Here is a 13335-nt window from a genome sequence, read left to right as displayed (position 1 = left end):
CTGGGGTGTAGCGAAAGACTTTGTTTACAGACTACTGATTGGCGGGCGGATGCAACCCTGCCATGGCCAGGGGGATGGGGAAACCAGGTTCCCCCATCCCCCTGCAACCGGCTATGGTGTCCTGACAGAGCGCGGGAAAACCTCGACAGGGTGGACCATCCCGCACGGGCAGGGCGTGGAGAAACCAGGTTTCCCAGACTTCTGGAACCAGCTTTGAGGTTAAAAATGGGAGGCCTGCGCCCTCCCAGAGCCTCCCCGCCAGGGCTGGCTATCCTCCTGCCAGGCCCAGCTCGTCAATCACCTGTAACAGTTCTGGCGGGCGCGGCGGCGAAAACACCACCGACAGCGGCGCGACCCATTCCCAGCGGATGACGCCTTCGGCGTCTATCACGAAGGTTCCGGGCAGCGGCACGCCCATCGCCGAACCGACTCCATAGCGGTAGAACACCGACCATTCAGGGTCGCTCAGCACCGGGTATGGAGCGCGCAGCGTTTCGGCCACAAAGCTAGTCATCTCCAGGTCGGTGCTGCTCACCACCAGGAGGCGCACGTCGCGTCGAACAAACTCGTCATACCATTCCCGCAAAGCATCCAGCTGCGGCGCGCAGTTCGGTCAGAAGAAGCGGTCACTGACGATGCGCGTCAGGTTCAGCACCACCGGGCGCCCCCGCAACTCGCTGAGGGTCAACGTGCGCCCGTACTCCACCTGCTCCCCGCCGTCGGCATTGCGCGTCACCTGAGCGTAGGGCAGGGTAAAGTCCGGCGCGACCTCGCCAACCTGCGGCACATTCGACGGGCCGCGGGGCCGCAGAAACTCGCGCCGCCACTGGTCGGTCATCGGAAGAATGGGCCGTGCCATCACTCCCCTCCATCAAGCAGACCTGCTCCAGTTCGCCCAATCCAGAATCCCAAATCCCAAATCCCCCTACGCCGTGGCCGCGCTTCCGGCCTCTTCGCACACGCTCTTCAGGCGGCGCATCTGCACCCTGGCGTCCCACCCCATCAATGGTCCCACCGTCGCCGGCCAGAGCACATCCAGAATGGGGATGCACAGATTATACTCGATCCGGTTCTGGATCAACGTCCGATTTGCCTGACCCTGGAACGGGCGCCAGTGCCAGGCGTCAAAGCCTTCCCAGAAGCCGTTGAAGGCCCACAGGACCAGCCCCGGCTGCCGATCGTACACCACGTAGTGCGCCTCCAGCGCCCGGCCCAGCCCGGTCAGGGTGAGCCGCCAGCGCGCTCCCTGCTCGAAGCTCCACGTCTCCAGCGGTTCAAAGCGCACCGCTGGCGACATCCAGCGCGTCATCAAGTCGCGCTCGGTCATCACCGCCTCGACCCGCGTCAGCGGGGCCTCGACCACCACGAACTCTTCCTGAAGGTATGTGTACTGGTGCTCCATACTCTCTAGTATACGCCGGTTGGCATGCGTTGTCCACCTTTTGCACAGGAAGCGCCGGCCCGGCGGGCCGGCGCTTCCTCGCCCCTTCCCGCCGACCCGGTACCTTTTGACTATTGAGATGGGGGAATAGCGAGCCTATACTTGGGGTACTGAAGGCATATCACTGGAGAAACAGTCCGGTTGCCGCGCCCGGAGCGCCGTGCGCGCTCTTTGCAAGACGGCGCCAGTAGTTTGACGCGCTTCGTCTCTTACGTCCCATCCGACCTCGCCTGCTACCTCGTCCCTCTCCCCGTTCTGCCCGGACGTAGCGAAGTCTGCGGTTGCGCAGCGTCAGTCGCCGTGAAAGGCGTCTCAGCGCCTTTCTGAGCCATTCCAGCCTCCGTCCTACCCCTATCAACGGCGCTACCTGCCGGCGCGGCGGGCCGGGCCGATGCACGCAACGTTGCCCTTGCCCCGCGAGCGCTACTGGCGCGGTTCCGCGCTCTCCAGCTTCTGGCCGGCGCCGTTTTGCGCCCGATATGCGGCGCTGGCCCCGGCCGTAACCGTGTGGAAAGGCGCCCGCGTTGACGACCGCGCGCGATCGGCGCCGCCCGCCATCGAGGGGAACGCAACCAGGTCGGCAATCCCGCAGTCAGACGGACGGAGGAATCCCGATGGGGAAAGTTCGCAGCAAACGGCATGCGACGCGTTCCCGCGCGCGCGGCCAGAGCCTGCCCTTGATTGGCCTGATGATCGCCGTCATTATCGGCATGGTCGGCCTGTCGGTTGATGTCGGCAACACCTTCTCCGAAGAGCGTCGCGCCGTCACCGCCGCCAATGCCGCTGCTCTGGCGGGCATGAACACCTATATCGCCCGCTCGCAGGCGACCACCAATCGGGTAGTATACACCTCGATCGTCAATGCGCTCAATGCCCATGGCATCCAGATCACCGCGCCCGGCGCCGAGCCGCAGCCTGACGACGTTACTCTCGAGGCGCGCTACCTCGATGCCCAGGGCCTGCCGATCAGCAATGGCTCGCCGATCGTTACCGACGACACCAACCCTGTACCTGCCAATGTCGCCTTCATCGAGGTGGGCCTCCGGGGCCGCGTGGACACGGCCTTCGCCCGCATCGTCGGCCGTAACGACCTGCCGTTCAATGCGCTGGCCTATGCCGGCACCTGCACCAGCAGCTCCGGGTACTACCCCATCACCATCAATACCCGCATTATTGATGGCAATCGCTTCGTGCGCAGCAATGATCCCGCCCTCAACTGGCGCGAAGTGCCCTACGACAGCCCTGATATCTCCGGGCGCTTCACCGCGATGCGCGTGGTGGTGGGTGATGAGAGCGCCCGCAACTTTGGCTGGCTCCGCTGGCGCGACGGCGTCCCCGGGGCGCGCAGCGCCATTACCCTGGCCCGCTCGTTGAGCGGCGAGGGCAACCTCGGCGAAGGCTTCGAGGAGGCCCCCTGGCCCAGCTCCCAGAACCGGCCCGACGGCGTCTACCCCCCCGAACGCGGGGCGCTCTCCCCCGGCGACTGGGTCTGGGGCAGCACCGCCTGGCCCGACTCCCGCGACGTCGAGGCGGCCCTGAATGAGCACATTCGTCTGGGCACGCGCATGATCCTCCCCATCCATCGCGACGCCTTCCGCGATGGCGACAACTCGCGCTTCCACGTCGTGCGTTTCGGCCTCTTTGTGCTTCTTGGCCAGGGGCAGACCGGCAGCAATCGCTGGCTGGATCTGCTCTTCCTCGGCGAGCCGCGCCCTCAGCAGCGCGCCTGCCTGTACGCTCCCACCGCCAGCAACGACGGCCAGCTAGGCCTTGCCGGCTCGGTCTCCTTCCTGCCCGAATACCGCACCCAGCCCCTGCGCCGCCCGCCCATCCAGTACGTGGTGGTGCTTGACGTCTCCGGTTCGATGAGCGCCAATTTCGCCGGCCAGTGCGACGTGTTCGACGCCAGCGCCCCCACGGCCGAGTATCACCGGAGAAACAACGGTCAGGGCCATGTTAACGGCGCCCAGCGCGGCTGGTGGCAGTGCGCCGAGGTCCCGGCCGACCCCAACTGGCCCGTCCAGCGCGCCGAAGTGATCGGCACCGGCGAGGCGTACTGGTGGAGCAACGAACGCGATCGGCGCATCTACGTGGCTAAGAAGGCCCTCGAACGCCTGATTGCCGAGACCAACATGCCCGGCAACGCCGACTATGACCCCGACCGCCCCTCCGACCAGATGGCCCTGGTCTGGTTCAATTGGCAGGCGCCGGCAAGCTTCGTCGGCAACTTCGGCGGCGAGGCGTTCTCCGACGAGCCACAGGAACTGATCAACGCCGTCACCCGGCAGGCTACTACCCACCGCTCCAGGAACCCCTATCTCTCCGAGGGCGGAACCAACGGCGCCGGGGCCCTCTACCGCGCCTCCCTGCTGCTTGATCGCGCCCCGCGCACCGTCACCCATACCGACGGCCAGGTCTGGCAGTATAAGCGGGCGGTGATCTACATTACCGACGGCGTGTCGAACTACCTATTCAATCCCAATGCGCCCAATCTGACCTTTGGCATCAGTGACCGGAGTACGTATCCCCCCGACCACGTCTGCCATTCCCGGTTCGCGCTTGAGATGGCCAACTGCCAGACCACCGGCTTTGGCGGCCGGACCATCGCCGCGAACGGCATCCCCGCCGGACTGGATCGTCCCATCACTCAGGCGGTGAATGTCAGCGAGCAGATGAAGTCGCGCCAGTACGAGGTCTTCGTGGTCGCCCTCTCCAACATCCCCGACACGGGCCTGCGCGATGGCATCGCCTCGTTCCCCAGCTACTTCTTCTCGGCCCGGGAGTTGCAGCGCAATGCCGATGGCAGCACCAACGTCGACGCGATTATGGAGGCGATCAACAACATCGTGGAGAGCGGCGTCTGCGAGCGGCGCGCCGATCCCCGCACCAACAACATCCCCCCCGCCGAGTTCCGCCCGGTGGCCGGTCTGGTCTACCCCAACGTCGGCGAGGTTATTCTGACCGACCAGAACACCGGCACCCAGTATCGCGCCCCCATTCGCGCCGATGCCAGCCGCGGCGGCGCCCTGAGCTACCGCTTCGACCGACTGCCCGCCGGTTCCTATCGCCTGGAGGCCTACGTGTTCTACCGCCATCCCCTCGATGCGCCTGACGCCGGCCCGCGACGCTACAGCCTTATCGAACAGAATAATGAGACCCGGGCCGACATCGTGGTTAACATAACCGCGGACACCAACGTAGGCGGCTTCTCGCGGGTGATCCGCCAGGATCTCCAACTCCGCCTCTCCGGCGATGTCTGCGCTACCAGTTGACCGTTCGGGGCATGCTCGCGGGAGGGTTTTCACCCTCCTGACCGGCGGGGGCGTGGGGAAACCTGGTTTCCCCACGCCCCGATCCATCTGCGCCCCGCCTTGCCACTCGGTACCTTTTGACTATTGAGCCTTCAAACGCGCCTGACCTATAATCGCCCTACGATCGCGTATCGCGGGAGGAGCGTGAGCAGCGTATGGATCGCCGTGCTTCTGGTCAATCTATCGTCGAAATGGCGCTGATCCTGCCATTCATGCTTCTGGTGCTCTTCGGCATCATGGAGTTCGGCTACCTCATCTGGGCTTACTCAACCGTCTCCCAGGCCGCCCGCAACGGGGCCGAAGCCGCCGCCCAGGTGCCGCCGTATGAGTCCTGGCTCGCCTATCGCGATAATCCGCCTCGCGACGCGGATTACCCTGGCTTCCGCGGCGATGCCTGCGTCAATACGGTGCTGGCGGCCGTGGAGAGCGATACGACCCTCTTTTCTGGCACTATCAATCGGGGGCGCAGTGTGGTGGATTTCGTCACCATCCGCTACCCCAACGGCGGCAATACCCGCAACCTCCGCGACCGCGGGCCGATTGAGGTAGAGATCAACTATCCCGTTACCGGCCTGACCCCGCTGTACCAGTTGCTGCGCATCGGCAACAGTGATGGCACGATTACCCTGCGCGTCGTGCAGCGGCGCTCAATCGAGAACCTCGGTCTCGATCCCACCCGGCCCGCCGGCGTGGCCTGCGCCCGCAATATGGCCGAATGGCGTGAGTTGAATCGGTAGGAGAGTGGAATCCATGTTGCGCCGACTTCGTACACATCGCCGACAGCCTCGCGCCAGGGGTCAGGCGCTGGTGGAACTGGCCCTCGCCAGTACGCTGCTCTTTTTCCTGCTGGCCGCCGCCGTCGATCTGGGGCTAATCTTCTTCACCCTCCAGGGCCTCCGCGCCGCCGCTCAGGAGGGCGCCACCTTCGGCAGCTATCCCGTGCAGGTGATGCAGAACGGCCAGTTGCAGCGGGTTGATCTCAACTATGCCGAGATCGTGCGCCGCGTGCGCGGCGCCGGCGGCCCTCAGCGCAGCGGCTTCGCCAACCTGCGCGACCTCGATAACAATGGCATCTGGGATGAGAACGAGACCGGCCGCGCCGAGCATACTGACTGGTCCAACCCCAATGCCTACATCCGTATTGAACTGTTATATAGTACCATCCCTCCGCAACCCGATCAGCAGCCGCCGCCACGGCCCTGCCGCACCGATATGCGCGGCATAGATATGCAGGCCGGCGGGCGCAACTGCTGGGTCAGAGTTACCGTGCGCACCGATTACCAGTTCATGTTTCCCCTCGCCCCCGCCTTCGCCAACAGCGTGCGCCTGCAGACCAGCGCCGTGATGCCCATCCGCAGTTCGTATGCCAATACGCCGAACCAGTGATGGTGCGAGCCTGTTCAGACACCTGGGATGTCTGATGAGGCTCCGGGGAGGGCAACGAGGAAACACTGATGACCGTTAGGAATTGCATCCGGTATCGCCGAACGCTGCGGGCTAAAGCCCTGGCTGAGTTCATCAAAGCCCCTGCGGGGCTTCCAGGTCCTGAGCGAGGGCTTTAGCCCTCAGCGGGCGATGCCATCGCGAGGATCATCGTGGCACACCGGATTCCTTTCTTAATCCTCCTGAGACCCTATCCGGATAACCTGGTTATCCGATCCCTTTTCTGCGAGGGCTACGCCCTCCCAGCCCCTCCCGTCAGGGAGGGGCGTGGGGAAACCGGGTTTCCCCGCTTACCCCTACAGGAGTTATTCGGATAGGCTCTAAGTCGTTACAACCAGGGCACGGAGCAACCCGATTGCCCCGGCTTCCTTCAACCTCGGGAAGGGAACGGGACATTGTAAAAGGCTCATGCGTTTTAGAACGGATTGTTAATCGTTATAAGGAGAAGCGAAGATTCTGGTAACCCCCGCGCGCTCAGATTCGTCCGCGCATGATAGCCAGCAATCCAGCACCAAACGGAGGGATCGCAATGGGGAACGCACGTCGTAAGCATATTAGCACGCGCCCCCGGGCACGCGGTCAGAGCTTGCCCCTTATTGGCTTAATGATCGCGATTATCGTCGGTATGGTTGGTCTATCGGTTGATGTGGGCAACACCTTCTCCGAGGAGCGGCGCGCCGTGACCGCTGCCAATACCGCCGCCCTGGCAGGCATGAACGCCTACATCGGCCGTTCGGAAGGTACGACCAACCGCATCGTGTACCAGGCGATTGTGAATTCGTTGAATGCCCATGGCGTGCAGGTGACCGCGCCCGGCGCCGAGCCGCAGCGCGATGAGTTGACCCTGCAGGCGCTGTACCTTGACGCCCAGGGCCGGCCCATCACCACCGGCTCGCCCTTCATTACGCCCGATACCAACCCGTTGCCGAATAACGTTTCCTTCATTCAGGTGAATTTGAGGGGCCGTGTGGACACCACCTTCGCCCGCGTGGTCGGCCGCAACGACCTGCCGATCAACGCCATGGCCCACGCTGGCGTCTGCAGCAGCAACTCCGGCGTCTACCCGATCACCGTGAGCAGCCGCGTGATTGATGGCAATCGCTTCATTAACCCCAACAACCCCGACCAGAACTGGCGCGAGGTTGACTACGACAGCCCCGACATCTCCGGGCGCTTCACCGCCATGCGCGTGATTGTCAGCGGCGCGACCACGCCGGGCAACTTTAGCTGGCTGCGCTGGCGCGATAGCATCCCCGACGCCACCAGCGAGCCGCGCCTGGCCGCCAGCCTCACCGGCGAAGGCAACCTCGGCGAGGGCTTTGAAGAGGCCCCCTGGCCCACCCCCCAGGACCGCCCTGCTACCTATCCCGAACAGCCCGGCGTGCTGAACGTGGGCGACTGGGTCTGGGGCGCCACCGGGTACATGAACTCTAACGATGTGCGCAACGCCCTCGATGAGCACATCCGCGTCGGCACGCGCATGGTGCTGCCCATCCACAGCGGCTACGTCCTGCAGGGCAATAACTCGCGCTTCCACATCGTGCGCCTGGGCCTCTTCGTCCTGCTCGACAAGGGGCAGACCCGCAACGATAAATGGCTCGACCTGCTCTTCCTCGGCGATGCCCGCCCCCAGCAGCGCGCCTGTCTCTATACCGGCGTGATTGACCCCAACACCGAGGGCGTCGTCGAACTGGTCGGCTCGGTGTCCCTCTGGCCCGAGTATGCGCACCGGCCCCAGGCCCGCCGGCCCATCCAGTACGTGGTGGTGCTCGACGTCTCCGGCTCTATGAGCGCCGACTTCGAAGGGCGCTGCGACCGCACCACACGGAGCGCAGGGAGACCGGGTGAGGAGGCAGGACACGCAGCCGGGCAGCAACGCGGCTGGTGGCGCTGCGCCGAGGCCCCGCCCAACTCCAACCCCCCGCGCGCCGAAGTGACCGGCACCGGCCCGGAGTACTGGTGGAGCGTTGAGGCGGACCGGCGCATCACCGTCGCCAAGCGCGCCCTCTACACCCTGGTGCGCTCGACCAATATGCCCGGCAATGCCGAATACGACCCCAGCCGCCCGCCTGATACGATGGCCCTGGTCTGGTACAACCACGAAGTGCCGTCAAGCTTCACCCGCGGCTTTTCCTCCAACCCCACTACGATTATCCAGAATATTGACGCCGCTGGCGCGTTGAACGGCGACCGCTACCGCACCTCTGGCGGCACCAATAGCGCCGGCGCCCTCTACCGGGCGTCGCTGGTGCTGAACAACGCGCCCCGCACGGTGACCCAGAACGGCCGGACCTGGGAGTACAAGCGCGCGGTGGTCTTCGTAACCGACGGCGTGGCAAACCAGTTCATGGATCGTAACGCCGTCCAGGGAAACCTGCTCGCCGGACAGAGCCGCGCCGAAACCTACGCCCCCGGGCACTTCTGCCGCTCGCTCGGAACCCTGGTGATCGAGAACGCCGCCTGCCAGACCACCGATGTGGGCGGGTTGTCCACCGGCGGCGGCGGCGTGCGCGCCGGTCTCGACCGGCCCATCACCCAGGCTGTGCGCGTCAGCCGCGAGGATATCCAGGCGAACGGGACCGAAGTGTACGTGGTTGCGCTCTCCCACATCCCCGATACCGGCTTGCGCGACGGCGTGGCCTCCTTCCCCAGCTACTTCTTCTCGGCGAGGGATCTGCAGCGCAACGCCGATGGCAGCACGAATGTGGACGCGATCATGCAGGCGATCAACATTATGGTCGAAACCGGTCTCTGCGAGCCGCGCTCCGACGCCGCCTGGACTAACGTCATTCCGGCATCGAACTTCCAGGCCATCAACGGGCTCCAGTACCCCGTTGTGGGCGCCGTTACCCTGGTTGACCAGAGCACCGGCACGACCTACACTGCGCCCATCCGCGCCGATGCCAGCCGCGGCGGCGCGCTGAGCTATCGCTTCGACCGCCTCCCCGCCGGCTCGTACCGGCTCGTCGCCCGCCTGTTCTACCGCCATTCGCTCGATCTGCCCAGGGTCGGGCCACGCGAGTACGGCTTGATCTATCAGAACGAGGAGACCGTCTCCGACATCGTGATCAATGTCGCCCCTAACACCAGCGTGGGCGCGTTCACCCAGACCATGCGCCAGGATCTGCAACTCCGGATCCTTGAAGACGTCTGCAGGACGAGTTGAGTCCTCACCCTCCCCCAACCCCTCCCTCTCCACCGCAGGTGGAGAGGGAGGGGGCGCCAGGTGTAGCGAGGCGGGGGTGGGTGAGGAAACCGCCCCGGATGTGAGGGTCCGGGAGGGCGCAGTCCTCCCAGAAACATCTGCCCTGAAGATTCGTCCGAACGGACTTTTTTTATGGCCGTTGAGATGAACAGGTTCTCATCTGGTCGCAACCGCCGGTTATGATGGCATGGCAACGAGACCCTTCCTTCGCAAGGCGTCTCTGCGGGGCCGGTCCCTCGGCTCGCCCCGATGCGACGAAGGCGCATTATGGCACACCCGTCGTCCCCCGGTCGCACCGGGACGCCACATCTGGCAATCCCAAATCCAAAATCCCAAATCCCAAATCCCATACCGGCATCCCCGGTCTTACCGGGACGCCACATACGGCAATCCGAAATCCAAAATCGCATACCCGTCATCCCCCGGTCTTACCGGGACGCCACATACGGCAATCCAAAATCCAAAATCGCATACCCGTCATCCCCCGGTCTTACCGGGACGCCACATACGGCAATCCAAAATCCAAAATCCAAAATCCGCAATCGTACAAGGAGGTGGCCCGTGACGGCACAACATCGCCCGCGGCGACCTATTGCGCTTCTCCATCTGCTCCTGATTGTCGCGGCGCTCGCGGCCCTGGCCCCCGGACGCGGCGCCCGCGCCCAGCAGGGCGTCATCCAGGATCTTGACAATGGCCAGCAGGAGTTCGCCCGCGGCACGTTCTACCGCACCTCGCTCGGCCCCGATCGCGACACTGGCGACACCCGCGACCAGCCCGGCGCGGTGCAACTGGCCCCCATCGGCTTCCTCAACACCTGGGAGAGCGCCGGCGTGGGCCTGCCCGAGGCCCTCTCCGGGGCCGGGGCGGCAGTGATCGGCAGGCGCCTCTTCGTGGCCGGCGGCACCCGCGCCTCGGGCAACAATCCGCCCAGCAGCCCCTACGTCTACTGGGCCAACTTTAACCAGGTCACCGGCGGGGCCATCCCCCACGGCATCACCGACAGCCGCTTCTTCGGCAACGAGAACTGGCTGCGCAGCGCCCTGCCCCAGGCAGAGATGATCCAGCCGTCGAATGCCTGCGCGCCGGGCCAGAAGCCCGGCCCGGCCCGCACCCGCGCTATGATGGCGGCTATGCCCACCGGTTCCGACAGCGGCTACCTATTCGTCATCGGCGGCAGTGTGCTGACTTCGGCCAGCGGTTGCCACCAGCAGGATCTCTCCACCCCGGTGATCCAGGTCGCCGCGGTCAACGGTGATGCCATCACCTGGCGCGAGCCGTTGTACCTGCCCAGCCCCCTGCCGCAAAACACTGCGACGCCAAACGTTACCACCAGCGGCCCCGGCTTCGGCACGCGGCTGCTGGGCCTGGAGAACGCCGCGGCGGTCCTGGTGCGCGTGGCCCCCGACCGGGCCTTCCTCTATGTGATCGGCGGCTTCGCCGCTTACCAGGGCTTTGTGGGAGACGCCTCCTCCACTCGCGACATGTACTCGCGGGCGGTCTTCTACACCCAGGTCAACGCCGACGGCAGCTTCAGCGCGCCTCCGGTGGGCGGGAGCCTGCCGGTGCAGGGGGTGTGGGCGCGGGCGGCCGACCTGCCGCTGCCGGAGACGGCCCTGGGTCTCTTTGAGCACGCCGCCATGGCGACGACGACAATTGCCAGCGATGGCCCGCGGCACGCCATCTTCGTCGCCGGGGGGCGTTTGAGCAACAATCCCAGCGACATCAACGAGTTCGTCTTCCGCGCCGTGGTCAACCCCGCCACCGGCGCACTGACCTGGAGCAACCGACCGAACGTTCATAACGACCAGGTGAGCCTTGAGGGCCTGCGGCGCTACGGTATGGCCGGGGTGGCCTACAACAACCGCCTCTACGCCATCGGCGGGCGCGGGACCGATGTCAACGCCTCGGCGAAGGTGCTGACCGCCCTGCACGATGACCAGATGAACATCCAGCGCATCCCCGGGGCCACCCAGTACTTCATCGGCAACGCCGGGCCGAACGTGCTGCCGGTGACCGACACGACCGACGGGCGCTACAGCGTCAGCGCGGCGCTGATGGACGCCCTGCCGCCGCCCGATAACCCTTCGGGGAACGACTCTCTCGGATCGGCCTGGGTGTTCGTGGTGGGCGGCAACAACCGCAACGGCCTCCCGACGGATTCGCTCTTCCGCGGGCGCCTGGGCGGGAGCAACGAGTTCACCCTGCAGAGCCGCGCCAATGAGGGCTGGTTCTACTCTCACGTCTTCCCGGTCACCATCCGCGCCAATGAGCGCGACAACGACGCGCGGGTGCTCTCCATCCGCTGGTACGCCGAGGTGAGCCGCCAGAACAACCCCAACGCCGACCTGGTATTGCAGTTCCGCACCGTCAACGGCGCGAACCCCAACTGCCCCGACGAGTCGGTGTTCCCCGCCAGCGCGCAGTGGACCACGATTGACGGCGATCCCGACAGCGCCTTCTTCAGCCGGCCCTCCGGCGAGAACCAGTTCTCGCTGCGCGACACCAACATCGTCGCCACCTGTCTGCAATACCGGGCGCGGTTCCTGCAAAACGGACTGAGCGGCGACCAGGCGGCCCAGCCGGGGTCCGGCGGCGCGAGCGACACCCCGCGCCTGTTCCGCGTGGCGCTGGAGAAGATCCTGCCCACGGGCACGCCCGATATCCGCCTGCAGGACTTCACGGCCACGGTGGGGGCCAGCGGCGGCCTGACCACCTTCAACGTGCAGATCCACAACCTGAACACCCAGGGCATCGAGAGCACCGCCCCGGCGTCCACCGGCCCGGCGGACAACACCGGCTTCTGGGTGGGGCTGTGCGTGCGGCGCACCGACGTGGGGCAGCCGCCGCCGACGCTCAACGCCAGCACCATCCCGGCGGTGCCCATGGCCGATCTCACCTTCCCTGACTGCGTGGTGGCCATGTACCAGGTGCTTAAGTATCAGATGACGCCCGGAGCGCGGATGCTCCTGCGCACCGGAACGGACCCCACCGGCAACCCGCAACGCTGGACGCGGGTGCGCGACGACCAGGGCCAGTTGATCCAGAATGGCGGCGTGGTCGGCGTGCCGATTAACGACGTGCGCGAGTTGTTCCGCCAGCCGGGCAACTACGCGGTGGCAGTGTTGATTGACCCGTGGAACTATGTCAACGAAGGCCCGACCGGGGAGGCCAACAACCGGGGCGAGGAGCAGAATGCCCGGCCAACGCCCAACCAGCCCTGGGTGGTCAACTTCACGGTCACCAACCCGACGGCGCCGTCCAACGAACTCTACCTGCCGCTGGTGCGACGGTAGAGGGACGTTGGATTTGGGATCTGGGATCTGGGATTTGGGATTGAGCGGGCGGCGCCCTGGCGCTCGAACGGGGCGCGTGGCACCGCGCCAGAGGTTTCCGGGAGGGCCTGGCTCTCCCGGACCCTCTGCCGGCTGGCCCAACTGTAAAGGCTCATACCCGCTGGCAACGCCCTAAAGCGCGTTCCAGACTTGCCAGTGTGTGCTATAATTCGCGGAGCCGCACGGTTGCACGCGGCGGGAGGAACCGGGAGGATGGTTTCTCCTGGAAAAATCGCCTCAGTTACAAATCTGGTATGCCGAACGCTGCGGGTTAATGAAGATTAAGAAGATAATCTGGCATAGCCCGCCTTCGCGGGCTACGCATCGGCAGCCCGCGGCTTCAGCCGCCGGGCTACAGGGCGAATACCGGTTTATCTTCTTAATCTTCATTAGCAGTCTGTGAACGAAGGTTCCTTGCCTTTCCGCCCCCCTCCCAACCTCCCCCCGTTGGGGGGAGGAGCCGGACTCCCTCCCCCGGCGGGGGAGGGTTGGGGAGGGGGCGGAGGCGCCGAAAAACTTCGTTCACCGAGTAATTAGCCCTGACTGAGTTCTTGAGAGCCCGTGCGGGGCTTCCACGTCCTGAGCGAGGGCTGTAGCCCGCA

General features: G+C 65.4%; 8 protein-coding genes. 5 read left to right on the top strand and 3 right to left on the bottom strand.

Features of this window, described 5'->3' with window-relative positions:
* Positions 1-268: 268 nt before the first annotated feature.
* From NZU74_08355 to NZU74_08345, 3 genes are all read right to left on the bottom strand, one after another.
* Positions 269-595, bottom strand: coding sequence for a peroxiredoxin family protein (locus NZU74_08355; GenBank protein MCS6881331.1), 327 nt, complete (start codon positions 593-595; stop codon positions 269-271).
* Positions 596-613: 18 nt separating this feature from the next.
* Complete coding sequence (locus NZU74_08350) at positions 614-859, bottom strand: hypothetical protein (protein MCS6881330.1); 246 nt, start codon at positions 857-859, stop codon at positions 614-616.
* Between the two features lie 66 nt (positions 860-925).
* Positions 926-1402 carry an SRPBCC family protein gene (locus NZU74_08345; protein ID MCS6881329.1) on the bottom strand — a complete coding sequence of 159 codons (477 nt, stop codon included), beginning with the start codon at positions 1400-1402 and terminating at the stop codon, positions 926-928.
* 653 nt (positions 1403-2055) lie between these two features.
* On the opposite strand from NZU74_08345, the gene NZU74_08340 reads away from it, so the two are divergent.
* The 5 genes from NZU74_08340 to NZU74_08320 all read left to right on the top strand — a co-directional run bounded on the left by NZU74_08340 (position 2056) and on the right by NZU74_08320 (position 12694).
* A complete protein-coding gene (locus NZU74_08340; GenBank protein MCS6881328.1) occupies positions 2056-4713 on the top strand; it encodes a pilus assembly protein TadG-related protein in 2658 nt (885 codons plus the stop codon).
* A gap of 194 nt (positions 4714-4907) precedes the next feature.
* Positions 4908-5489 carry a pilus assembly protein gene (locus tag NZU74_08335; protein MCS6881327.1) on the top strand — a complete coding sequence of 194 codons (582 nt, stop codon included), beginning with the start codon at positions 4908-4910 and terminating at the stop codon, positions 5487-5489.
* A gap of 13 nt (positions 5490-5502) precedes the next feature.
* Complete coding sequence (locus NZU74_08330) at positions 5503-6138, top strand: pilus assembly protein (protein ID MCS6881326.1); 636 nt, start codon at positions 5503-5505, stop codon at positions 6136-6138.
* Between the two features lie 643 nt (positions 6139-6781).
* Positions 6782-9361: a pilus assembly protein TadG-related protein gene (locus NZU74_08325; GenBank protein MCS6881325.1), complete on the top strand. Its 2580-nt coding sequence runs from the start codon at positions 6782-6784 to the stop codon at positions 9359-9361.
* A 600-nt stretch (positions 9362-9961) separates the two neighbouring features.
* Positions 9962-12694, top strand: a complete 2733-nt coding sequence (locus NZU74_08320; GenBank protein MCS6881324.1) for a hypothetical protein — start codon at positions 9962-9964, stop codon at positions 12692-12694.
* Positions 12695-13335: the final 641 nt, after the last annotated feature.

It is taken from the genome of Chloroflexaceae bacterium (assembly GCA_025057155.1).
Lineage (GTDB): Bacteria > Chloroflexota > Chloroflexia > Chloroflexales > Chloroflexaceae > JACAEO01.
Note: the sequence above shows the minus strand (reverse complement) of the source record. Positions and strands in the feature narration are given on the sequence as shown.

Bases quoted from the DNA above. Each gene is read 5' to 3' on its own strand.
- NZU74_08330 (MCS6881326.1), top strand. From the start codon at position 5,503: ATGTTGCGCCGACTTCGTACACATCGCCGACAGCCTCGCGCCAGGGGT.
- NZU74_08340 (MCS6881328.1), top strand. From the start codon at position 2,056: ATGGGGAAAGTTCGCAGCAAACGGCATGCGACGCGTTCCCGCGCGCGC.
- NZU74_08345 (MCS6881329.1), bottom strand. From the start codon at position 1,402: ATGGAGCACCAGTACACATACCTTCAGGAAGAGTTCGTGGTGGTCGAG.
- NZU74_08350 (MCS6881330.1), bottom strand. From the start codon at position 859: ATGGCACGGCCCATTCTTCCGATGACCGACCAGTGGCGGCGCGAGTTT.
- NZU74_08335 (MCS6881327.1), top strand. From the start codon at position 4,908: ATGGATCGCCGTGCTTCTGGTCAATCTATCGTCGAAATGGCGCTGATC.